This is a genomic window from Grimontia marina, from assembly GCF_900060185.1.
GTDB classification, from domain to species: domain Bacteria; phylum Pseudomonadota; class Gammaproteobacteria; order Enterobacterales; family Vibrionaceae; genus Enterovibrio; species Enterovibrio marinus.
This window is the reverse complement of the sequence record NZ_FIZY01000055.1, coordinates 1-22,470: the sequence shown is the minus strand read 5'-3', so window position 1 is coordinate 22,470 and position 22,470 is coordinate 1. Positions and strand designations below refer to the sequence as shown.

The 22,470-nt window shown below is 47.9% G+C and carries 19 protein-coding genes, 1 tRNA gene and 1 pseudogene; 6 read left to right on the top strand and 15 right to left on the bottom strand.

Annotated features, from left to right (window positions below):
• Positions 1-122: 122 nt before the first annotated feature.
• The 7 genes from GMA8713_RS20915 to GMA8713_RS20885 all read right to left on the bottom strand — a co-directional run bounded on the left by GMA8713_RS20915 (position 123) and on the right by GMA8713_RS20885 (position 10,036).
• The gene (locus GMA8713_RS20915; RefSeq protein WP_062713922.1) at positions 123-380 is read right to left on the bottom strand and encodes a hypothetical protein; all 258 of its coding nucleotides are present in this window, start codon (positions 378-380) and stop codon (positions 123-125) included.
• A gap of 49 nt (positions 381-429) precedes the next feature.
• On the bottom strand, positions 430-681 hold the full coding sequence (locus GMA8713_RS20910) for a hypothetical protein (protein ID WP_062713920.1): 252 nt from the start codon (positions 679-681) through the stop codon (positions 430-432).
• Between the two features lie 128 nt (positions 682-809).
• A complete protein-coding gene (locus GMA8713_RS20905) occupies positions 810-2,639 on the bottom strand; it encodes an ABC transporter ATP-binding protein (RefSeq protein ID WP_062713934.1) in 1,830 nt (609 codons plus the stop codon).
• A 273-nt stretch (positions 2,640-2,912) separates the two neighbouring features.
• Positions 2,913-6,080 carry a chitinase C-terminal domain-containing protein gene (locus GMA8713_RS20900; RefSeq protein WP_062713918.1) on the bottom strand — a complete coding sequence of 1,056 codons (3,168 nt, stop codon included), beginning with the start codon at positions 6,078-6,080 and terminating at the stop codon, positions 2,913-2,915.
• 525 nt (positions 6,081-6,605) lie between these two features.
• Positions 6,606-7,268 (bottom strand): YccT family protein, encoded by a 663-nt coding sequence (locus GMA8713_RS20895; protein ID WP_062713916.1) that lies wholly within the window; start codon positions 7,266-7,268, stop codon positions 6,606-6,608.
• A gap of 55 nt (positions 7,269-7,323) precedes the next feature.
• The gene (locus tag GMA8713_RS20890) at positions 7,324-8,511 is read right to left on the bottom strand and encodes a class I SAM-dependent methyltransferase (protein WP_062713914.1); all 1,188 of its coding nucleotides are present in this window, start codon (positions 8,509-8,511) and stop codon (positions 7,324-7,326) included.
• A 139-nt stretch (positions 8,512-8,650) separates the two neighbouring features.
• Complete coding sequence (locus GMA8713_RS20885) at positions 8,651-10,036, bottom strand: methyl-accepting chemotaxis protein (protein WP_062713912.1); 1,386 nt, start codon at positions 10,034-10,036, stop codon at positions 8,651-8,653.
• 98 nt (positions 10,037-10,134) lie between these two features.
• On the opposite strand from GMA8713_RS20885, the gene yccX reads away from it, so the two are divergent.
• Complete coding sequence (yccX, locus tag GMA8713_RS20880; RefSeq protein ID WP_062713909.1) at positions 10,135-10,407, top strand: acylphosphatase; 273 nt, start codon at positions 10,135-10,137, stop codon at positions 10,405-10,407.
• 34 nt (positions 10,408-10,441) lie between these two features.
• Here yccX and GMA8713_RS20875 read toward each other — a convergent pair whose 3' ends face one another.
• From GMA8713_RS20875 to GMA8713_RS20850, 6 genes are all read right to left on the bottom strand, one after another.
• Positions 10,442-10,771 (bottom strand): TusE/DsrC/DsvC family sulfur relay protein, encoded by a 330-nt coding sequence (locus GMA8713_RS20875; protein ID WP_062713907.1) that lies wholly within the window; start codon positions 10,769-10,771, stop codon positions 10,442-10,444.
• 108 nt (positions 10,772-10,879) lie between these two features.
• Entirely contained in the window at positions 10,880-11,545 is a 666-nt protein-coding gene (locus GMA8713_RS20870) for a Bax inhibitor-1/YccA family protein (RefSeq protein ID WP_062713905.1), read from the bottom strand.
• Positions 11,546-11,760: 215 nt separating this feature from the next.
• Positions 11,761-12,510, bottom strand: a complete 750-nt coding sequence (locus tag GMA8713_RS20865) for an amino acid ABC transporter ATP-binding protein (protein WP_002539046.1) — start codon at positions 12,508-12,510, stop codon at positions 11,761-11,763.
• Positions 12,511-12,528: 18 nt separating this feature from the next.
• Entirely contained in the window at positions 12,529-13,629 is a 1,101-nt protein-coding gene (locus GMA8713_RS20860) for an amino acid ABC transporter permease (protein WP_062713903.1), read from the bottom strand.
• A gap of 3 nt (positions 13,630-13,632) precedes the next feature.
• A complete protein-coding gene (locus GMA8713_RS20855) occupies positions 13,633-14,841 on the bottom strand; it encodes an amino acid ABC transporter permease (RefSeq protein ID WP_062713901.1) in 1,209 nt (402 codons plus the stop codon).
• A gap of 86 nt (positions 14,842-14,927) precedes the next feature.
• Positions 14,928-16,073, bottom strand: coding sequence for an amino acid ABC transporter substrate-binding protein (locus GMA8713_RS20850; RefSeq protein ID WP_062713899.1), 1,146 nt, complete (start codon positions 16,071-16,073; stop codon positions 14,928-14,930).
• Between the two features lie 552 nt (positions 16,074-16,625).
• Here GMA8713_RS20850 and GMA8713_RS20845 point away from each other — a divergent pair.
• The 4 genes from GMA8713_RS20845 (at position 16,626) to GMA8713_RS20830 (ending at position 18,528) form a co-directional block, all read left to right on the top strand.
• Positions 16,626-16,716, top strand: a tRNA-Ser gene (locus GMA8713_RS20845).
• A gap of 240 nt (positions 16,717-16,956) precedes the next feature.
• Positions 16,957-17,532 (top strand): site-specific integrase, encoded by a 576-nt coding sequence (locus GMA8713_RS20840; protein WP_062713897.1) that lies wholly within the window; start codon positions 16,957-16,959, stop codon positions 17,530-17,532.
• A 17-nt stretch (positions 17,533-17,549) separates the two neighbouring features.
• The gene (locus GMA8713_RS20835) at positions 17,550-18,056 is read left to right on the top strand and encodes a site-specific integrase (protein ID WP_157515713.1); all 507 of its coding nucleotides are present in this window, start codon (positions 17,550-17,552) and stop codon (positions 18,054-18,056) included.
• Entirely contained in the window at positions 18,043-18,528 is a 486-nt protein-coding gene (locus GMA8713_RS20830; protein WP_062713894.1) for a hypothetical protein, read from the top strand. Before GMA8713_RS20835 ends, GMA8713_RS20830 begins: the two co-directional genes overlap by 14 nt.
• On the opposite strand, the gene GMA8713_RS20825 is transcribed toward GMA8713_RS20830, so the two are convergent.
• Positions 18,525-20,066, bottom strand: coding sequence for a relaxase family protein (locus GMA8713_RS20825; RefSeq protein WP_157515712.1), 1,542 nt, complete (start codon positions 20,064-20,066; stop codon positions 18,525-18,527). The two genes, GMA8713_RS20830 and GMA8713_RS20825, sit on opposite strands and share 4 nt — an antisense overlap.
• Positions 20,067-20,617: 551 nt before the next feature.
• Between GMA8713_RS20825 and GMA8713_RS20820 the strand changes: the two are divergent.
• Positions 20,618-21,177: pseudogene (locus tag GMA8713_RS20820) on the top strand (recombinase family protein); the annotation flags it as partial.
• 507 nt (positions 21,178-21,684) lie between these two features.
• On the opposite strand, the gene GMA8713_RS20815 reads toward GMA8713_RS20820, so the two are convergent.
• Positions 21,685-22,170 carry a hypothetical protein gene (locus GMA8713_RS20815; protein WP_062713890.1) on the bottom strand — a complete coding sequence of 162 codons (486 nt, stop codon included), beginning with the start codon at positions 22,168-22,170 and terminating at the stop codon, positions 21,685-21,687.
• Between the last annotated feature and the right edge of the window lie 300 nt (positions 22,171-22,470).

Genomic DNA, 22,470 nt, shown 5'->3' with positions numbered 1-22,470 from the left:
CCAGGCTCTCGGAAAGTCGGCTGCAATGGCCGAAAATCGCGATTAATGACGGCGAGTTTAGCCACTTTTGGGCTTACGGGCTGTTACAAAAATCTTTGGTTGAGTCAGGGTTGTGGTCTGCTTTAACTATCCAATTTGCCAGAAGCTTTCTTCCCTACGAAATACCCCACGCAGAAAACCGCAATAAACACGATGGTCGCCAGTAAGTAAGCCAATACTTCCGGTGCGCCTAAGCCAAATGCAAACGCAAAGCTAATGCCCAGAAATGCTTCTTTGAGCCACTCCGTTGCGGGCGAATTGGTGCTCATACCAAGCATACCGATAAAAAGAAGAAGGGCGAGCAGGCCGACTTTCAGGCCGATAAGGGTGGAACGTTGCATACATGGCTCCCGTTAAAAAACGGGCGCCAGTATACGACAATTTATTCGATCATAGGCATTGTGCAAGCTGGCCTTTTTTGGTGGAAGCCATTACGCAGCCGCGTTCACTGTCCGAAGCGGCTTTACACTGGCTCATCAATTCGCCTGCAGAAGGTGCTAAGGCGCCAAGGATTTTCTGTGCATGGCTGACGACCTTACTGCAGTCACTCTCTGCGACTGGGTCATAGTCAGAACAGGCGGCAAGGCCGAAAACTGCTGTGGCTAAAAGTACAGTTTTTACGTTGGTTTTCGCGTTGAACATAAATATCATCCCCTACAATGATTCAATACAAGGGTAGGAGAGCTTTCCTAACTTTGCGATTTTGAAAGATAACTGAGACAAAAAAGAACATCGAAGCGCCCTTTTATACTCCGTCACCCTCGATGGGATTAGTCACCGATAAAACCGCCAGTTTGATGCTGCCAGAGTTGGGCATAAATGCCGTCGCTGGAAATCAGTTCTTGGTGGGTGCCCTGCTCGACGATTTCGCCCTGATCGAGAACGATCAGCCTGTCCATCGCGGCAATGGTTGAGAGCCGGTGAGCAATAGCAATCACCGTTTTACCTTCCATCAACTGATAGAGACTTTCCTGAATCGCTGATTCTACCTCTGAATCCAGTGCAGACGTTGCTTCGTCGAGGATGAGAATTGGCGCATCTTTTAGCAATACACGGGAAATTGCCACGCGTTGGCGTTGACCCCCAGACAGCTTCACGCCGCGTTCACCTACCTGCGAATCGTAACCTCGGTTTCCATGCGGGTCGCTCAGTGTTTCAATAAAGTCGTGAGCCTGAGCTTTCTTGGCTGCGGCTAGCATGGCTTCTTCACTGGCATCCGGGTCGCCGTAAAGGATGTTTTCACGGATAGAGCGGTGCAGCAGGGAAGTGTCTTGCGTCACCATGCCGATATTGGCGCGCAGTGAATCCTGTGTCACGGCTGAAATGTTCTGACCGTCGATACGGATCTCACCACCTTCCACATCGTGAAAACGCATAAGAAGGTTAACTAAGGTTGATTTACCCGCACCCGAACGACCAACCAGACCGACTTTTTCGCCGGGTTTGATGTTGAGGTTCAGTTTTTCTATCACGCCTTTGCCTTCACCATAGTGGAAGCGAACATCGGTGAAGTTTATGGCACCTTGAGGAACTTCCAATACAGGTGCGTTTGACTTATCCAGCACTTCGACTGGTTTGGAAAGCGTCGTCATTCCATCGACGACGGTACCGATGTTTTCAAACAGCGAGCCGATTTCCCACATGATCCATTTCGACATGCTGTTGATACGCAGTGCAAGGCTGACTGCAATAGCTATCGCCCCAACAGTGATGGCGGAGTCTAACCAGAGCCAGATGGACATCGCACTGATAGAAAACAGCAGGGCGTAATTCGCGACCTCTACTGAGATATTGAAGCCGGTTGCGAGACGCATTTGGCGGTAAACCGTATCCATAAATACGCCCATGCCTTCTTCGGCGTATTGGGTTTCTCTATCGGTGTGTGAGAAGAGCTTTACAGTGGCGATGTTGGTGTAGCTGTCGACAATGCGGCCCGTCATCAATGAACGGGCATCCGCCTGCTCGGTGGAAACTGCTTTCAACTTAGGGACAAAGTATATCTGGATGCCAATGTAGGCTATCAGCCAAACCAACATCGGGAGCATGAGGCGAATATCTGCCTGACCGACGATAAACAGCATCGAGATAAAGTAGACGGCAATATATACCGCCACATCCAACAGCTTCATCACGGTTTCGCGAATAGACAGCGCAGTCTGCATGACTTTGGTTGCAATACGACCTGCGAAGTCATTCTGATAGAAGCCGATGCTCTGCTTCAGCAGGTAACGGTGTGCCATCCAGCGAATGGACATCGGGTAGTTACCGAGTAGCGACTGGTGCAAAACCAAAGAATGCACAGCGACCAGTATCGGCATACCAATCAGGATAAGCAGCCCTATCCCAATCAGAGTATTTCCCTCGTCAGCGAGAAAGGTGGTTTTATCTTGATTAGTCAGCCAGTCAACCAGTTGTCCCATAAAGCCAAACAGCGACACTTCCGCAATGGCAATAAATGCCGTGAGCACAGCCATGGTGATCAGCGGTCGTTCAAAGCCTTTGGTGTAGTGGCGACAAAATGCAAGCAGGCCATTAGGCGGCTGTTCCGGTTGCTCTGGTGGAAAGGCCAGCGTAACGCGTTCGAACAATTTATAAATCATGAATCCTTCCGAAGTAGGACGGTCGCGAACAAAATCAGAAATGTAGGGGGAAAGCGTTGATAAATCGCCGTTTTCCAAAACCATTGACGCGAACTTTAGTGAAAGACGAGGTGATTCTAACAGGTTTATCGCATTGAATAATGCCAATGTTTTCTACGGAACTGTTCAATTATTGTGAACAGACAGGCATAGAGTACTTTCCAGTGTGATGGCCAATAAAAAGCCGACTCAATTGAGTCGGCTTTGTCTACTTAAGTGATTTAAATTAGTGGATTAACCACACACTTTGGTCCAGCTACCATCGCTACCTGGAACAGAAGCTGTCCACCAGTTTGCTTGGTAAACAACGCCATCTTTCACGACTTTGTCACCTGCTGCTGCGTGGCTTGGGTTACCTGCCCAGTCAGTCTGAGGCAGATTTGGGTAAACCACGATGCCTGTCGTGTCACAAGTATCAGTGCCACCACCATTGTCACCACCACCGTTACCGCCGCCTGCTGACAGGTCTGCCAATGGCAGGTCGCTGTACTCAGATGCGAATGCGTAATCAACACCGTTGATGTTCACTGTGTAGTTCGCAGGACCAGAGATTGGTAGGTAGTACACGAAGTCCAGTTCATAGGTTGCACCAGGAGCCAGAGAATCCCACGTTGGCAGTGAGAACGCCAGACGGTGCATGGTACCTTCAAGCCCACCGATATTGTCCGCTTTAGTGTGGCCTGAAGAAATCACTGTCACTTTACCGCCATTTTGACTCTTCGCGTTGTCTGGTGCAGAAACCGGAATGTCAAACTGGAACTCAGTACCGCCAGGCAGTTCTACGCCAGTGTTGTTGGTGAAAGTGATTTTCGGGTTGATTGGGTAGTTTTGGTCACCCACTTTGAAGCCACCTACGCTAACCGTAATATCAACTGCTTCGGTTGGCATTGCATTTTCAGACAGTTTCGCACCGTAAGGTGTTGCTGCGGCAAATTTGTCGTAGATCGCTTTCGTCATGGTGTTACCCATGTGGAACTCACCGTTACCAGTCGCACAAGCATTTTCAGTTGGATCTACAACGTCAGTACGCTTGCCATCTGCACCCAGTTGATAACATGCGTAATCACCCGCCAGTTCCCAGAACATGATGCCGCCGATACCTTTGTCGATAACGTAATCAGATTTCACTTTGATTGACGCTTCGTCTTCAGTAGATAGGAACACTTGTTTCTCAGCATTCCACAGCCATGGTGCAACAGCGACTGAGTCGTAGTTGCGCTGGTAAGTGCCTTTCAGAACGTCTTGTGGATCGTTCGCTGGGTCAAGTTTGTACGCAGATGCGTAGGTACCGAAGATGCCATGCTCAAGGTTCTTCGCATGCCACATTGGGTTAGAACCTGCACCCATTTCGTTACCTTTTGGATCTGTATCGTGCCACATGTTGTCGATACCGATCGCGCCGTGACCACAGTTGTTCTTCTCACCTTCACCGGTGCCTGGCTGGCACTCAGATTGGTTAGGAAGTGCGGCTTTACCCCATAGACCGTTTTCACCGCCTGTTACGCCTTGCCAACCACGGGTGTAGTAAGGAACACCAATGTTGATACGGCCCGCTGGCATTGAGCCACGGAAGTAGTGGTATGCCCAGTCAGTGTTCAGGTAACCGATACCGCCATACTGGCTGGTGCCGTATACGTTCCAAGCTGCCAGCTCAGAGTCTTTACCTGTGTCGAACAGTGCGGCGTTGTGACCAACGTGGTCATTCCAAGCGCCGTGCAGGTCGTAAGTCATGATGTTCACGTAGTCGAGGTACTTAGTGACATCAAACGTTTCCATACCACGTAGCAGGTAACCAGAAGATGGTGCTGCGATTGTCAGCATGTAGTGGTGACCGTCTTGTTCAGAAGCGATGTCGACTTTCTCACGCAGAACGCGCATCAGCTCTTGGTAAGAAGCCCACAGGTATGGGCGACGTGGCTCCATGAAGTCTTTATCGTACGGGTTACCCGCACCTGCCATTGAGGTTGGGTATTCGTAGTCGATATCCAGACCATCGAACTTGTACTTACGCATCATTTCAACGGCAGAATCCGCAAACTTCTGGATACCGGCATGGTTGATTGAACCGTCAGCGTTGGTGGTCATGGTGTAGAAACCGCCATCTGCTACACGGTTACCGTCAAGGCCGAAGTGACCGCCGGTTTCCGCCCAGCCACCGATAGAGATCAGTGTTTTAACGTCATGCTTCGCTTTGTACGTTGCCAGTGCACCGAAGTGACCTTTAAAGCCCAGTGCTGGATCAACTTCTACGCCCGGCCATTCTTTACCTACCGCGGCGTTGTTTGGATCGTTTACATCGCCGATATTCACTTTGCCATCAGAACCAATGCTTACGAACGCATAGTTGATGTGAGTCAGTTCTTCCCAAGGAATATCTTTAACAAGGTAAGCAGCTTGTGGGTCATCACCCGCACGCCAGCTGGTGAAGTAACCGATGATGCGGCGTGGGTGGTCAGTCCCCATGTCTTCACGACCTTCTGCGTCATAAATTGTACAGTAAGGAACGTTAACGCCAGGTGTCTGGAAAAGGCCTTCTGGGCGACAGTTAGAAACAACTGGTGCACCAGTTACATTCACAGTGACCAGTACTGAGTCAGTAGAAGCACCTTTGTCGTCAGTCGCTTTTGCGTATACAGACACGTTGCCAACTTTGTCAGCTGTCCAGTCGAGTACGAATGGCGCCACAGTTTTTGAACCAATCAGCTGACCAGCTGCGTAGAAATCAACTTTCGCGACTGTTCCATCGGTATCAGCTGCATCCGCAGTTAGCGTCACTACAGCCCCTTGATCAACAGATGTTGCAGAAGCTGCCAAAGAAACGGTAGGTGGCTCATTGACTGGGCCGGTATCACCAGACTGAACAGTGATGCTCAATGCGGTTGTTTCAGTCACAGCGCCTTTGTCGTCGGTTGCTTTCACTGTGATCGTGTGAGGGCCTTCAGCGGCTGTCCAGTTCAGAGAATAAGGAGAAGTAGTATTTGAACCGACTGAAGCGCCGTCAATAAAGAATTCTACTTTGCTAACAGAGCCATCAGAGTCGGCAGCAGTTGCACTTAGCGTGACAACGTCACCATCTTTGATTATGTCAGTAGCAGTTGGTGAATCCAGAGAAACAGTTGGTGCTTCGTTTACAGGATCAACAACGCCAGTGTCGCATTGGTCTACAAACTTCCACTCTTTGTAATCGCCTGACGAAGTTGAAGGGTTGTTGCCTTTGGTCCACCAGTTAGCGGTGTAGACGTTGCTTTCGTGTTGAACAGTTGAACCGCCACCATATGCTTTGTCTGCTGACCATTTTTCAATATTGGTACAGTCAACAGCAGCTTGAGCATTGAAAGAAAACATACACGCTGCGGCGATTGCCGAGAGCGCGAATCCTTTGCTCTTACCTGTCACATCCATCGGATATCCCTCGAAAATAAAATGTTATCTATTGATTTGTATGTTGTTAGCGCACTTAAATCGCGCAATTAATAAAGTAGAGGAGTTGCAAGAGTGAGACACCCCGGATTTCGTCAGATTTAGATCTCTAGTCAGTTCTTTAATTGAAAAGCTTTGCGCTCTTGGTAGCGACTCACAATTTCAATTGGGAAATTTTCACTTGCTGCATGAAATTTGTGCGGTGAATATGTGCTCAACAGCAAAGGTCGGATAGCCAATGTGAGATAATATTTGTTAACAATAAGAGGGTTTTTTGGTTAAATTGTCCTTATTTTCTGTATGCTTGGTAATTATTGTCAACAATGTGTGTTTTCCTGCGAGGCGTGTTGCGGGAGAAATGTCGATATCTTCGGGAATGAACAGGTAAGAATACGATTCAGCCTGGTAAAACTTGGTTTGAAGAAAAGTGGATGGTTGTGAGAGGCTTAGTTATGATCGGAAAAAAAGAGGCCGCTTGATCTGCGGCCTCAGTCATTGGTCGAGTGGTTAGCGACTGTTTACAAAGGCTTTGAAGCGCGCTTGTGTTTCTGCATCCGCTTTCTCAAACCAGTAATGAAGCTGGTACTCCACCTCGTTTAGCGCGTTCTGTCCACCGACGACAACTCTTCCGCGCGTCGACGAACTTGGCTGTGTAGTTGGTTGAACTGCGACTTTTGCTGAGGTCAGTTGCAGTGATGCGGGCGCATCAGTTAGGTTAAAACGCTGTATCTCTGACAAGTAATCACGACTCAGCTGGAAACCTGATTTCAGCAATTTGTTTTGCTCAAAATTGATTGGCGCTTTGTTGGCGTCCAGAATTTTGAACTTAGGGTTTTCATTGAACTCACGAACTTGTCGCTTGTTTTTGTGCACAGGAAAATCGAAGAAAATTTCTGTGTCTTTGGCATCAAATTTAACGACCAACACATCAGAACGGACAAAAGAAACGTCTTTTCCTTCTTCAAAGGTTTCAACGTAGCGGAAGGCTAATTGTTGAGTTCCGTCGTCGAGTACGACAGGCTCTTCTTTACCGAAAACAGGAGACTTGTGCGTTTGGCCGTTATAGGTAAGCAGTTCAATGTTATCGCTTAGATTAACCGTTACACCAGCATGTGCACCAAAAGATAGCGAAGCTGCGAATACAGACGCGAGAGTCAATTCTCTTCCCATTTTTATCCCCTAAAAGTGTTTCTCGGTCCGGCGTTTAGCCGGACTTATGTAATTATTATTTTACGTGGCAGGCAAAACCTTTCAGGTAGAAACCTTCAGGGTAAGAACTGTCAATTGGGTGGTCAGCTGCCTGCTCAAAGCGCTCGATAAATTGAACACTGCGGTTTGCATCGAGTGCTGCATCAGCAATGATCTTCTGGAACAGGGCATTGTCCATCAGACCAGAGCAGGAGTAGGTCAGCAGTTTGCCACCCGGTTTCAGGATCTGCATGGCTAACATGTTGATGTCTTTGTAACCACGACATGCACCTGTCAGTTGTGCTTTAGATTCTGCAAATTTAGGTGGATCCATAATGACCACATCAAACGATTCACCAGCATCGCGATATTCGCGCAGCAGCTTAAATACATCTGCATTCACAAACTGTGCTTTGGATAGGTCATAACCGTTCATTTCGGCATTTGACTTTGCGATATCGAGGGCTGGCCGCGAAACATCTACGTTGATGACTTCAGCTGCATTGCCTTTCAGCGAGTAAAGGCCGAATCCGCCTGTGTAACAGAAGCAGTTCAAAACACGCTTGCCGTTCACGTATTTAACTGCCGCTTCACGGCTATCGCGTTGGTCAAGGTAGAAACCGGTTTTGTGACCGCCGGTGATATCGACACTGATCTTCACACCGTTTTCTTCAATCACAACGGAGGCAGGTGGCAACTCTCCATGTAGAACGCCCGTGCGCTCTTTCAGGCCTTCTTTTTTACGCACTGATACATCTGAACGCTCGTAGATGCTGCACTCTGGATATTGCGCGATAAGTGCTTCTACCAGATTGTCTTTATGTGCTTCCGCGCCAGCACTCAATAGCTGACAAACTAAGAAGTTCTCATAGCGATCGATTGTGATACCCGGTAAACCATCCGACTCTGCGGCAATCAGGCGGTAACCAGTCAGGCCATCACGGGCAGCCAAAACATCACGCAGACCTTGTGCTTCCTTAAGGCGTTTTTTGAAGAACTCAACGTTGACTTCTTCTTGTTCGAATGTCCAAACACGGACACGAATTTGGGAATTAGGAGAAAACGCACCGCAGGCTAGCCATTGGCCCTGATGGTCATATACATCTACTGTCTGACCCAGGGACGGCTTACCCTCTACGCGTTGAATACCACGGGAGAAAACCCATGGATGGCGACGGCGCAGTGATTTTTCACGGCCTTTAACCAGATAAACAGACGGATTCATTGGTTTATCCTAACTTCAAAATATGGGCACCATGCTATGGAAGCGTGGTCACCGGCAAAAGGTGCTGTATTGTCAGAGATGCTTGGCAATAATGCAAACGGCCGCACACTGTGCGGCCGTTTTTCCATCAATTAAGCCGTTATTCTGTGCGTAGACCTTTTACAAGATCAGTAAGACTGGATGATTGTTTTTGCAGATTCGTGACATCTTGAGATGTCTGCTGAATCATTTCGCTCACTTGCCATGCTTGTTGGCGAACTCGCTCTACATCCGAGGAGATAGTGCCAGCTACGCTGCCTTGCTGGCTAGCAGCGGTGGCGATTTCAGTGCTGCGGTCTGTAATGCGCTGACTACGCTCAGAAATAGAGCTGATTTCAAGATCGATGTTCTGTACCAGGCTTTCGCTTGCGGCTGCGTTATCAACAGTACCTTGCATCACACCACGTAAGTGCGCGGTGTTGTTCTCCAGATCCTGAATCATGCGCTGGATTTCAACGGTGGTCTGTTGTGTGCGGCCAGCCAGAGAGCGAACTTCATCTGCAACGACAGCAAATCCGCGGCCTTGTTCACCTGCGCGTGCTGCTTCAATAGCTGCGTTCAGCGCTAACAGGTTGGTTTGTTCGGAAATCGCACTGATGGTCGCAACCATACTGCCGATTTCGTTAGAATTCTGTTCTAGCGACGCAACGGCTTGGGAGGCGGTTTCGATTTCTGAAGCCAATGCCTGAATTGCCTGCAAGGTTTGGGACACTTGTGTTCGGCTCTGTTGGGATGCAACGCCTGCTTCTGAAATTTCATCTGATGTTTGCTCTGCGTGGGAAGCAACATCACGAATTGAGCCTGCCATCTCTTCCGTCGCACTCGCCAGGGAATCTAGATAGGTGCGTTGCTCTGTTGAAAGATTCTCGCTGTCTGCGCTGCGACGGCCCAAATCGGCTGACAGTTCTTCCATAAGCTGTGAAGCGTTCCTAATCGCTTTCACAAGGCCGTGTTCACGGTCAGCGACGCTGTCGATTGTGCTCGCGATCGTACTGAATTCATCGCGAGCCGGGAAGAAGTTCATGCGGCTTGTCAGGTCACCGTCAAGCATGCGCTGCAGGGCATGATTCATTGTGTACATCGCGCCGCCAATAAAACTGGATACGTAATGCAGTGCCAGTAAACCCAGAAAAAATAAGGTCATCATTAATCCCCACGAAGCTGCGCTGATTTGTGTCCAGAAGCCATCATCATTGTCTATCTCGTAAGCTGCAGGTGCACTATAAGCCGAAGCTCGTTTAATGCCATTTTGAGCCAGAATACCTGCGGCTTCAGTGGCGCTGATGTCGTAGTGAGACAACACGGCAGTCAGTGCTGCACTATGTTTTTCTTGTACCTGTGCAATTTGAGATTGAGAAGCTGAATAGAAAATTGCACCCGTCGCGATAGCAATTGCAAAAACAGAAACATAAAGTACGTAGAATTTTTCTTTCAGGCTGAGTTTGTTCAGGTATTGATCGAGCCAGCGGAATGGAGTTTCTTTCATGGTGTGAGCTCCCCCAGTAGATGTGAGCATGTGCATATATAACGTACGCCATATTACACCGTTACATATGTACAACACTAATATAGGAATGATGATAAATGTCACATATATGTGTCAAAGCTACCGTCTCTGGTCATGTTCAGGGAGTTGGGTTTAGATTTCACACGGCTCACGAGGGGCTGAAGTTGTCGTTGAGCGGCTATGCGCGTAACGAATCGGACGGCACTGTGACCGTTCTCATGTGTGGTGATGAGAAAAATGTAGAGGCTTTGCTAAATTGGTTGGATGAGGGGCCACCAACAGCGAACGTCACCAATCTGGTTCATGAGCAGGTGGACTGGCAGGCGATTGATGGCTTCTCTATTCAGTAATAAAGGAGTGCAAAAAGGAGCGAGCGGCTCCTTTTTAAATGCATTTCACTGGCTTTGGCAAACCTGCTAGCTTGGTAGCTTGCTTTGCTGGGCCTTTAGGAAACAGCTTATACAAGTAGCGACTGTTGCCTTTTTCTGGACCGTATTTTTTCTCCATCGACTTTACCAATAGGCGAATAGCAGGGGAGGTGCTGAACTCTTTGTAGAAGTCCTGCACGAAATAGACCACTTCCCAATGCGCCTCAGTCAATTCGATGTTTTCCTGTTCAGCCAGCATCGGCACCAATTCTTCATGCCAATCGGCAAAATTTTTCAGATAACCCTGAGCATCGGTTTCGATTTGCTTACCGTTTAATTCCAACATGGATAACCTCGTACTTCGGACGCGCAAAGGATAATACCTAAACCGGTACAAAAAAAGGCTGAAATAAAAAAAGCTCCCGAAGGAGCTTTTTAACAACAAGCTGTTCGATTAATCATCGCCACCGAAAATACCAAGCAGTTGAAGCAGGCTCAGGAACAGGTTGTAGATCGACACATACAGGCTGATGGTCGCTGAGATGTAGTTAGTTTCACCACCGCGAACAATCGACTGAGTAGTCAGCAGAATAACGCCTGTTGAGAACAGCACGAAGATACCGCTGATAGCGACAGACAGCATTGGCATTTGCAGGAAGATGTTAGCAATCATACCTACTACAAGGACAACAAAGCCAGCCAACAGCATACCGTTCAAGAATGATAGGTCACGCTTAGTTGTCAGCGCATATGCGGAACACGCCATGAAGGTTAGTGCCGTACCACCAAGTGCCGGTGCAATCGCCCAGCCCATACCAGCGCCAACGTACATGTTCAGGATAGGGCCAAGGGTGTAACCGGTAAAACCTGTAAACAGGAAGGTAAACACCAAACCCATCGAGTTGTTCTTGTTCTTTTCAGTCAAGAACAGCAGACCGTAGAAACCAACTAAGGTAATAATGATACCAGGGTAAGGTAGGTTAGCAGCCATTGATATGCCAGCTACTACAGCAGCCCAAACCAGTGTTAGTGACAACAGAAAGTAGGTGTTTCGCAGTACTTTGTTTGTCGCCAATACACTTTCTTGTGTTTGACTGGCTGAAACAAAACGTTCGTTCATAAGTTTCTCCCAATGGGGTGCATATTTTATCTATTACGACATTAATGGCGTGTTAGGCTTAATTTTTCAAGTCGCAATCGTCGCATAAGTGATAATAACGTGGCTTAGCCCCTGAAAATACTAATATATCGGGCCACATGGGCGTATTCGAGTTTGTAAATGGATGTTAATAAACCGCTACATCTGGAGTAAGTGTAGCGGCTTTTGGTTAACAATTAATGATGTAGGATTTGACTGAGGAAGAGTTGGGTGCGATCAGACTGAGGGTTGTTGAAGAATTCCTCAGGGACATTTTCTTCAATGATTTCACCGGCATCCATAAAGATAACGCGGTCTGCCACTTCTTTCGCAAAGCCCATTTCGTGCGTCACACACAGCATGGTCATACCCTCTTCTGCCAACTCCACCATAACATCAAGCACCTCTCGAACCATTTCTGGATCGAGTGCTGATGTTGGCTCATCAAACAGCATCACGTTAGGGTTCATACACAGCGAGCGTGCAATTGCCACACGTTGCTGCTGACCGCCAGATAATTGTCCCGGGTACTTGTCAGCCTGCTCTGGAATTTTTACACGCTCGAGATACTTCATGGCGATAGCTTCCGCTTCGTCTTTTGGCATCTTTTTCACCCATATAGGGGCAAGAGTGCAGTTTTCCAGAACTGTCAAATGAGGAAAGAGGTTAAAGTGTTGGAAACACATGCCAACTTCTTTACGCACCGCTTCGATGTTTTTCAAGTCATCGGTCAATTCGGTGCCAGCAACAACAATCGAGCCTTGCTGATGTTCCTCAAGGCGGTTTATACAGCGAATCATGGTGGATTTTCCGGAACCTGAAGGGCCACAGATAACGATTTTCTCGCCTTTCGCGACAGACAAGTTGATGTTTTTCAGTACGTGAAACTGACCATACCATTTGTTCATATCGGTCAGTTTAATAACAGGGGCGTCTTGTTGACTCATAAATACAATCCTTGTTCTTTATCGCTTGTGACCGGTATGAAGCTTGTTTTCGAGATAGATACTGTAACGGGACATTCCGAAACAGAAGATCCAGAAAACGAGAGCAACGAACACGTAGCTTTCAGTAGCGAAACCAAGCCAGTTAGGGTCGGTATTCGCGGCCTGACCAACACCCAGTACGTCGAACATTCCGATAATCAGTACCAGACTGGTGTCTTTGAATAAACCGATAAAGGTATTCACGATGGATGGAATGGTAATTTTCAGCGCCTGTGGAAGGACGATGAGATTCATCTTCTTCCAATAAGTTAGACCCAGAGCATCTGCGGCTTCATATTGGCCTTTTGGAATCGCCTGAAGGCCACCACGCACCACCTCCGCCATGTATGCCGAAGCAAACATCACCACACCAATCAGCGCTCGCACTAACTTGTTGGTTTCCGATTCACCAGACATGAACAATGGCAGCATCACCGATGCCATGAACAGAACAGTGATGAGAGGAACACCACGCCATACCTCAATGTAAACAGTACAAAGGCTTCTGATGATAGGCATTTCTGAGCGTCGCCCCAGTGCCAGCACAATACCAATAGGTAGTGAAATCACGATGCCGACGATGGCGATGATCATGGTGATCAGCAGCCCGCCCCAAAGGTGCGTTTCCACTTTTGGCAGACCAGCAACATCACCAAATAACAGGAAGACAGCCATGATGGGGAATGCCACCAAGAACAGCAACAGAATCCAGCCACGTTTAGGCGTTTTTTCATAGATCAGCAGTGCTGTGAAAATAGCCAAAATTGCGTAGAAGAGTTTAGGGCGCCAGAGCTCTTCACTTGGATAGAATCCAAACATGAACTGCTCAAAGCGAACATTGATGAAGACCCAACAAGCACCGTCGCTTGTGCAGTCTTCACGTGTTGTTCCGACCCAATCTGAATTTAAAAACGCCCAATCAAATACAGACCAGAGTGCCATCAGGGCGATATAAGCCAGAATGACAGTCATGACTGAATTAAGTGGTGTTGAAAACAGATTTTTCCTCAGCCAACCCACTGCACCTACCGTGTTCGGTGGCGGAGGCAGATCAGGTTGAAACTCATGTTTTCTTGTCATGGGTTACCTCTCAACCAGTGCCATCTTGGCGTTGTATATGTTCATCAGCAAGGACGTTAACAGGCTGAGAGTCAGGTAAACCCCCATGGTCATTGCAATGATCTCGATAGCCTGACCCGTTTGGTTCAGCGTGGTACCTGCAAATACTGACACCAGATCCGGATAACCAATGGCCATCGCGAGTGATGAGTTCTTTGTCAGGTTAAGATATTGGCTGGTCAGTGGCGGAATGATGATGCGCATAGCTTGAGGGATAATGACCAAACGCAGCGTTTTACCGCGTGGTAGACCCAGCGCCATGGCTGCTTCTGTTTGCCCATGACTGACAGCATTAATACCGGAGCGTACGATCTCCGCAATAAATGAGGCCGTGTATATTGACAGTGCTAGGGTTAGTGCCGCCAATTCGGGGATTATTGAAATACCTCCTCGGAAGTTAAACCCTTTTAATTCCGGGTACTCCAGGGAAACTGGCATACCTGCGACAAAGAATGCAATCAGCGGTAAGCCGATAATTGCAGCCAGTGAAATGGAGAAAACTGGGGTTTGCTGACCGGTCGTTTCCTGTTTCCGTTTTGCCCACTTAGCGAAGACGTAACTGAAAACAAGCGCAACAGCCAAAGCAATAAAGATGATGGTTGAGCCTTCTTCAAAAACCGGGCGGGTGAAGTACATACCGCGCACGTTGAGGAAGAATGATTCTCCGATACTGAGACTTTCTCTTGGGGAGGGCAGAGCTTGTAGAACTGCGAAATACCAGAAGAAAATTTGCAGAAGTAGCGGGATATTTCGGAAGATTTCAATGTACACCGCAGCAAATCGACTGAGTAACCAGTTGTTGGAAAGCCTAGCGATACCCATTAAGAAGCCGATGATTGTAGCGAGCACAATGCCGAGCACAGATACCAGCGCGGTATTCAAAAGGCCAACAAAAAACGTGCGGCCATAAGAGTACGTTTCGTTGTACTCAATTAGCGTCAAGCCAATACCAAATCCCGCTTCTTGTGTTAAGAAACCAAAACCTGTAGCGATACCACGAGACTCAAGGTTAGTCAGGGCATTGTTAACGATGGTGTAGACGAAGAACACCAGCGCGATAATGGCTACAGATTGGAAGATAACAGAGCGGAACGTCGGATTGTAAATGATGCTTTGCTTGTTCTCAGGACGCGCTGCGGCTCCCGAGTTAAGCGTATTATCTTTAGATGCCATACATCTGCACCTCTATCCTTTATAACATTAATTATGGGGCACAGAATTCTGTGCCCCAGCATGCGTTTTGTTAAACGAACGACTTATTAGCGGATAGGTGGCGCATACAAGATGCCGCCGTCACTCCATAGTGCATTCACACCACGAGAAATTTTCAATGGAGAATCAGTGCCTACAGTACGCTGGAAGCTCTCGTCGTAGTTGCCTACCTGTTTGATAACCTGATAACCCCAGTCATCATTTAGGCCAAGGCCTTTACCTTTAGGTCCGTCTTGCCCCAAGATACGGCGGATGTTTGGATCTTTTGACTTAACCATCTCATCAACATTTGTAGATGTAATGTTGAACTCTTCACCATTTATCATGGTGTTTAGTGTCCACTTAGCAATGTTAAACCAGTTGTCATCGCCTTGACGAACAACAGGGCCCAAAGGCTCTTTAGAGATGATTTCTGGCAGTACTAAAGCACTGTCTGGGTCGGCCAGTTTGATGCGAGAAGCATAAAGGCCAGATTGGTCTGTAGTGAGTGTGTCACAACGGCCAGACTCGAAACCTTTTACGGTAGCGTCATACGTATCGTAAACCACTGGCTTGAACGACATGCCGTTAGATCGGAAGTAGTCAGAAAGGTTGAGTTCAGTTGTTGTGCCTGATTGAACACATACCGATGCACCATCAAGTTCCAGTGCGCTCTTGACGCCCAGATCTTTCTTCACCATGAAGCCTTGGCCATCATAGTAGTTAACGCCAACAAAGTTCAGACCAAGAGTGCCGTCACGTTGTAGTGTCCATGTGGTATTACGGGAAAGTAGATCGATTTCACCAGATTGCAGCGCGGTAAAACGCTCTTTTGCCGTCAGAGGGACGTATTTCACTTTGCTCTTGTCGCCAAAAACAGCTGCAGCCACCGCCTGACAGAACTCAACATCAATACCTTCCCATTCGCCACTAGCATTAGGGTTAGAGAAACCTGGAAGACCAGTGCTCACACCACAGCTGATAACGCCTGCTTTCTTCACTTTCTCCAGAGTATTTTCACCTTGAGCAGAAGGAGCCGGTGCTTGTGAAGAGCTCGCTTTTGCTTCAGAGAGTTGCTTCTCTAGTGAAGCAACCTGCTTTTGAAGGTCGTCGATTTGCTTCTGACTTTCAGCGCTGTTACCACCGCTGTCACAGCCTGCAAGCAGTAGAGCTGAGAGCACTGCAAGCCCGAGTGTCGACTTTTTATTAACCATACCTATCAATCCTTTATTGGTTATTACTGGTTGTTACTCATGGACAAGGCTCATAAGAGGCAAGCAGCCTAAAAATGATGTGAACCTCGTAAAACCATTTAGAAGTTTTATTAACATAAAGTTAACAAAACTTAGTATAGGGGGAGAAAACATGTCTGCAAATTGAACAGTTTGGAGGTGTGATCTAGACATTGATCTTCGAAGAAATGAGACAATTTTCAGGAGAAAATGTGAAGAAGTACAACTCCTAACATGCTGTTTTTATGTAAATGAAGAGTAACAATGTTTAACGAACAATCAACACGTGGAAACATCTGTATCACCCTATTATTTTTTAGCGTTTAGTTTTGACTAGAATACTGTCTCAAGTTTGATTAGATGTCTATGCATTTACTCATTCAGTGGGCAGTTTGATTAGAGATAACTGGTTGAATATAGGTCAAGAGCTGGTGATAATATGCGCATGGCGGCGTAAATGCGTGCATTTGAACCAAATGCACAAATAATGGGTTTACACGGTACAGTGTGCCCATTAGTATACGCCGCACTTACGGAGAGATGGCTGAGTGGTTGAAAGCACCGGTCTTGAAAACCGGCATACGTTATTAGCGTATCTAGGGTTCAAATCCCTATCTCTCCGCCATATTCTTTCTTAAAAAGCCTCTGAATTTCGAGGGCTTTATTGTATCCCTGCCACGAGATGTCTCACCCACACAAAGAGGTGAGACATATGTACCTGCAAAAAATGCCTTCGGGCGTGTTCCATTTTCGTAAAGACATGCCTCGGGATTTGACAGGGATCGGTTACCCCTGCCACATCAAAATCAGCCTGTTGACATAAGATCGGTCGCTTGCCATCAGTCGTAATCTGGATATTGCCAAGGTGGTTCACACACTGTTGGACGGATCTCCGGACTTGCCATATCTGACGTTCAAATCTGAACTCGACAGACAGGTCGACACATTGCGCCGTGCTTATGTCTCATCAGGACTGGTGCTTATCACTGCAGCAGACAGCGGTCAGGTACATGCCACCTACAGCCGACTTTGCTCCATGCAGGATGCGCTGGATCGTTTTATCGACGACAAGTCAGCGGCAGGACTCCGCGCCCTGACGGTCACGCAACTGTCGCAGCGGATTGGCCACTTCGTGGCTTTCAGCAGCAACAATCTACTTGTCAGCGTAACGCGGGCACATCTACATGCCTATGTCAGTGAACTCGTCCGCGAGGGACGCAGCGCCAAAACCAACAAAGAATATGTGGCGGCGGTCAAGCAGTGGCTCAGTTGGTGTACTGAGAGGGCAATGCTGAAAATGAATCCCGCGGCAGGTTTTTTGCGCAGTTTAAACCTGAAAAGCTGGCGCGTGACAGCCGAGAGCGCTGGAGCACAGGCCAGCTTGATAAGCTATTTAACAGTGAGCCTTGGACATCAGAGAGCGACGCTTTTCGATGGGTGACCCTGCTGGTGCTGCTGATGGGTCTGCGCCCAGCAGAAGCGTGTCAGTTACGTCCTGAAGATATCATTACGAAAGATGGGGTGCTTTGTGCGCGAGTGACCGACAAAGGCGCCTACATGCGGGTGAAATCGCCTCACGCTGTGCGTGACGTTCCCATCCATGATTTTCTCAAAAAACTGGGATTCGTTGGCTGGATGCAGACAGCGAGCCAGACCCATCTTTATCACGCGATGCCACAACGGGAAGTCGACTGGTCCAAACCCTATCTGTTGCGTTTTGGGCACACGCTCAGTGCGTTGGGGTTTCCGCCCGGGGCAAGGCCGACGGCCTATGGCCTTCGTCATACGTTCATTGATGTGCTCAAACAAAACGACATCAATGAAGCCACCGTCGCTGACATCGTTGGACACTCAGTTCCCTCGCTGACTTATGGCCGTTATGGAAAACGCACCCCCCTGACTCAAATGCAAACAGCCATTAATAGTATGACCTTGCCATCAGGAGGTGCGTATGCGTGCGTTTAACTTGCTGGTACTGACAGGCTTGCTTGAGGTTTTCGAGGAGATGGAAGGGGATAGCGATACCCCTGAAGAGAACTTTCACCGCTTTCTTAGGCATGGACTGGACGTGAATGATATTCAGGACATTTATACCATCTGGGCCGCCATCAAAAGTGGTGAAGCACTGACAGTTGACGAACTAGAATTGTACAAACAATCCAGTGTTGCCTGCAGTCGATGGATTGGTGCACTGGAAGTCATCCGCATGTTGATGGAAACAAGAGCGCAGCGCTCATCACTTCCGAGTCAAACGGGGAGCGGTAATAACGGCGAAATGGGGTTTGCTAAAGGCTTAGTGGCGCTGCATAAAGTCCTGGCGCCCCATGGCTTTGTGCTCGCAAAGATTGAGGGAAAAACAGTGGCGGATTTTATTCACCTCAAAAGCCAACGACATCTCTTACTTCGTATAGAGCCGCTCAATACAGAAAGGGTTTAACCACCGGGGCCTTTTGGCCCCTTATCTCTGGTTTTTTTATGAGGCTGGGTGATGGGATTTGCACTTCGGTCAATGCTGTCAATGAGTCTTTCAACGCCTTGACGATACGGCATAACTCGGTCTCGGTCATGTCGGATAGTGTCGTCATTGTGGTCAGTATTTTCACCTTCTCCGACGGTATGTCGTTGACTCGACGGCTGAGACGCTCGAGAACCATTTGCTGCCGCATCCGTTAAGCCTCGATCGAACGGATGCGCTTGTCGATTTGAGAAAACCGTTTTTGAATAAGTTGAATCAATGGGATGTTGTCCAAGGTCACTCTCCTGCTTCATAAGGGAGTAGAGCAGTTCAAGGTGTGCCAGGTAGCTCTTGGTTCCTTTCTCAACAGCCCTCCGATCCAGGATTAACAGTACTTCAAGGAGAGCATGGTAAATCTGCTCAAACTCGGCTTGCGTCATGTTATTGGTAAACTTGGGAATAACTATGTGGGTATCTATTGTCGCTGACATGCCATTGAGCAGGGAGGAAATCTCCTTGGGACTTACGTACTCCTCGGGCATGGAGCGGCAATAGCGAAACGTCGGTTTATCGTTTATTTCTTTAGGGTAACAACGTTGGCGCTGATTATAGGCGCGTTGCATCAGCATATTACGTATTTCCCACTGCATTTCGCGCAGTACCCGCTTGGTCGTCTCTTTATCATACCTGGCGTCCTGCACTCGGCTGTTAAACAGTGTGCCAGGGGTAAAGCGACGACTGAATGCAAACCCTTTGAGTCGTATTGGTTTGTTATCTGTGCTCAGTAAAGTGACGTATGCACCATGACGGCTTGACCCCAGCGACCATCGCTGCTCTCGGACAAGACGAAGTCCTGTACTTTTCGTAAAGTGGTTTGAGGCCAGTGTTCGGTAGACATCCTCAAAACAGGTGATGTCAAAGGACTGAATCCTCGCATAGAGATAATCAATCGCTTTACTACGTGCGCCTGATTTACCCTCAAAGGGCGGTACGGGAAGGAAAAACTTCGATTTTTGTGGGACAAAGCTCCGTTTCCGACCTTCTGTGATATATCGCCTGTCATCCGGACTGTCGAGGCCAAACTCGAGGTTAAAGTGGTCTTGGATAAGATTGATTTCATACTCTTTGCCGGGCGGGATCGGATTCCAGTGATAGCCGGTTGAGAGACAAATTTGCGGGATGACGTAGTTGTACTCCAGTCGTCCTTTGTCGGTATGTTGTACCCAATAGATCAGTTGATCTTCTAGATTAATGCCCGCAAACATGTACGCTTCAAATCGTTCCTTCAGTTCAAGGGCAAGGCGAGGGTTTTCAGCAAGTATCGGGTTTTCATCAATGCTCCAGCACAACGCACCAGTGATATATTTATGCGCATGTGGAGATAAGTTGATAGCGCTTCTTACCAGTTCTCGCATTTCTGGATTCATTACAAAAGGCGCCGTAGAGCGCTTGCGGCGCAATGCACCGTCACCGCCCGGCTCTATGTCATCCTGTCTGAGCAACGCTTTGTGACTCTCCAATCCACGCTCTTTTATCAGCGCCTTCACTTGCTTTTTTGACAGCCGCGGTTTGTCACCTTCGAGGTACTCCAGAAGGCGCTGCGCAAAATCTGGTCCCCGTTTGCTTTTCCCGCTGTCTCATATTAGGACGTTCATCACCATGACTGTCTCCCTCCACAACCCTCAAGCCGCCATTGCTCTTCAGTGCCTGATTTCACCGACGTGTCTTCGGTATGTTTGTCGCTATCGGTTTGATTCAACGTCTTGGTGAGGTCATCCAGTTTCGAGCTGAATAACATCAATGAGCACATTAAGATCCTGTCATTCATCCCAGGCATTTTACTGTTGACTGCGCGTACGAGCTGATTGAAGTTGTTGCAGAGCCCGGATAGCTGTCGTTGCACTTCGCGATAATCGATATTTTGGTCGCGAAGTCTGGCCAGATTCTCGACATCCAGTGAGCGCCCAAATACCAGTCTTTTGATGATGTCACTCTCTGATTGGTCAGAAAGGAGTGAATTGACTTTAAGTGTCAGTCTGTCTTCCAGTGTCAGTCGAAGACTCAGTCTCCCAACAAGGTGGGATTGGCCAATCTGGTGTTTGTGGAAGACTCGGTATCCGGTGCGAAGAAATGGCGGGAGCGCCGCATTGGTCCTTTGCTGGAAGGCATGGAAGAAGGCGACACCATAGTGTTTGCAGAAATCTCGCGTATGGCGCGTTCTACCATTCAGGTGTTGGAGATATTAGAGCTGTGCATGGCCAGAGGTTTTAACGTACATATCGCTAAGCAGAACATGCAACTTGATGGTTCCATACAGGCGCGTATCATCGCGACCGTACTTGGCCTTGCCGGTGAGATTGAACGAGAATTTATCCGGCTACGTACTAAAGAAGCCCTGGCGGCGAGAAAGAAAAACGGCATGATCCTGGGAAGGCCGAAAGGCCCGGCTAAATCCCTCAAACTCGACCCTAAACGCGAGCAGATAGAAAAGTACATTGGTATGGGGTTAAGCCTTCGTGAGACCGCGAGGTTGATTGAGGCAGCCCCAGTACCTTGAGTGAATATATAAAGCGGCATGATACTCTTTCTAGTGTCGGTATGGCTCATTTAAGTTTTCTATCCAACACGTGATTTTGATGAGCAAGCTAACCTTTTGTTATGAATCCGGTACAACTGCCGACTAGTTCAAACCTCGCTTGAAGTCACTGTGATATTAAGCGGGGTATTTTTTTGAAATTCAGATGACCTTATCCAGAGCATAATGCTGCCAGCTTTCCTCACTTCACCCATCCCGCTACCTATGGCCAACACGGTCAACGCGACCCCAAACAACAATCCGCTACGCGCATTTGGTGTGGCACCGTCATGGCCAAAGGCGCGGTCTGGTCGCCGTTCGTCGTCCTGGTTCTATTTGCTTTTCAACCCCTTCCCCAATCTTGGGGCGCGAAGCTTCACAACGCTATAGGCTACGCACGGCCTTTGGAACAGCACAAAGGCAGCGCGGGCGAGTAGGGGAGGCGCAGCGTAACAAGTAGATATTGGACAAAAGTGGCTTAGAGTCGGTGCTTTAAGCTGCTCGTTTCAGATAAGTTGAGTTTTGGGAAAGATAGAAGAAAGGGGCAGATCGACCAAGATGCTTTATGTGATTCTTCGCAACGAGCCATCTTTTTTGGCTTGATGGTAACCTTCTCTCACTTCTTTCATAAGACCTTTACCCAAAGCCACATTATTTGATGTTATTAAACCATCGCAAACAAAGCTTCCTCTGAACGGAACGATAGCTGTATTTACTACGATAAATTCATCCAGCATTTCATCAAGTGGAGTCGTGAGCGCTAACGTTTGATAGTAACAACCGGTTTCAATGTGTTTGAACACATAACCCTCTTTGTATTTTTTTAGGTAAACAAACTTACCAAAGACTGCCTCCTTCAAGTTTGAAAGAAATTCAGAGCCCACAACCTCAAGCATAGATTCTTCAAGCTCGTCCAAGCATTCATAAATCACTGGACGAATAGCAGCAAAGCCCTCCATGCCATTAGGGATCTCACCATCAGTTAAATAGACCATGAGTAACTGATATTTATATAAAAATTCATCTGCATGTGCTGTATCTAAAAGCATTTGACGCACCACCTAGAATGTGAGTTCGTATTACGTTGCGATATCTGTTACTTGGGATTATGCAATATACTCGGGTAGATGGTATGCACCAACAGTAAAAAGTGCGGTTTGAATGAAAAAATAGTAAGCAGGGAGTGCTCAATGTCGTACTTGAAATGAAACTAACACGAAAAGGGGCGTGCGACGTGAAGTCGTATGAAGCGCTGTTCACCGCTTAACGAGTGAACCATCTGTATCACCAGATGAACCTAGGAGCCTGAATAAAGTAGCGGCTCTGACAATGTAACGAAGAGTGGTCAT

Excerpts from the sequence above, each read along its gene's own strand:
- GMA8713_RS20915 (WP_062713922.1), bottom strand. The coding sequence starts at position 380 with ATGCAACGTTCCACCCTTATCGGCCTGAAAGTCGGCCTGCTCGCCCTT.
- GMA8713_RS20910 (WP_062713920.1), bottom strand. The coding sequence starts at position 681 with ATGTTCAACGCGAAAACCAACGTAAAAACTGTACTTTTAGCCACAGCA.
- GMA8713_RS20905 (WP_062713934.1), bottom strand. The coding sequence starts at position 2,639 with ATGATTTATAAATTGTTCGAACGCGTTACGCTGGCCTTTCCACCAGAG.
- GMA8713_RS20900 (WP_062713918.1), bottom strand. The coding sequence starts at position 6,080 with ATGGATGTGACAGGTAAGAGCAAAGGATTCGCGCTCTCGGCAATCGCC.
- GMA8713_RS20895 (WP_062713916.1), bottom strand. The coding sequence starts at position 7,268 with ATGGGAAGAGAATTGACTCTCGCGTCTGTATTCGCAGCTTCGCTATCT.
- GMA8713_RS20890 (WP_062713914.1), bottom strand. The coding sequence starts at position 8,511 with ATGAATCCGTCTGTTTATCTGGTTAAAGGCCGTGAAAAATCACTGCGC.
- GMA8713_RS20885 (WP_062713912.1), bottom strand. The coding sequence starts at position 10,036 with ATGAAAGAAACTCCATTCCGCTGGCTCGATCAATACCTGAACAAACTC.
- yccX (WP_062713909.1), top strand. The coding sequence starts at position 10,135 with ATGTCACATATATGTGTCAAAGCTACCGTCTCTGGTCATGTTCAGGGA.
- GMA8713_RS20875 (WP_062713907.1), bottom strand. The coding sequence starts at position 10,771 with ATGTTGGAATTAAACGGTAAGCAAATCGAAACCGATGCTCAGGGTTAT.
- GMA8713_RS20870 (WP_062713905.1), bottom strand. The coding sequence starts at position 11,545 with ATGAACGAACGTTTTGTTTCAGCCAGTCAAACACAAGAAAGTGTATTG.
- GMA8713_RS20865 (WP_002539046.1), bottom strand. The coding sequence starts at position 12,510 with ATGAGTCAACAAGACGCCCCTGTTATTAAACTGACCGATATGAACAAA.
- GMA8713_RS20860 (WP_062713903.1), bottom strand. The coding sequence starts at position 13,629 with ATGACAAGAAAACATGAGTTTCAACCTGATCTGCCTCCGCCACCGAAC.
- GMA8713_RS20855 (WP_062713901.1), bottom strand. The coding sequence starts at position 14,841 with ATGGCATCTAAAGATAATACGCTTAACTCGGGAGCCGCAGCGCGTCCT.
- GMA8713_RS20850 (WP_062713899.1), bottom strand. The coding sequence starts at position 16,073 with ATGGTTAATAAAAAGTCGACACTCGGGCTTGCAGTGCTCTCAGCTCTA.
- GMA8713_RS20835 (WP_157515713.1), top strand. The coding sequence starts at position 17,550 with ATGGGTCTGCGCCCAGCAGAAGCGTGTCAGTTACGTCCTGAAGATATC.
- GMA8713_RS20830 (WP_062713894.1), top strand. The coding sequence starts at position 18,043 with ATGCGTGCGTTTAACTTGCTGGTACTGACAGGCTTGCTTGAGGTTTTC.
- GMA8713_RS20815 (WP_062713890.1), bottom strand. The coding sequence starts at position 22,170 with ATGCTTTTAGATACAGCACATGCAGATGAATTTTTATATAAATATCAG.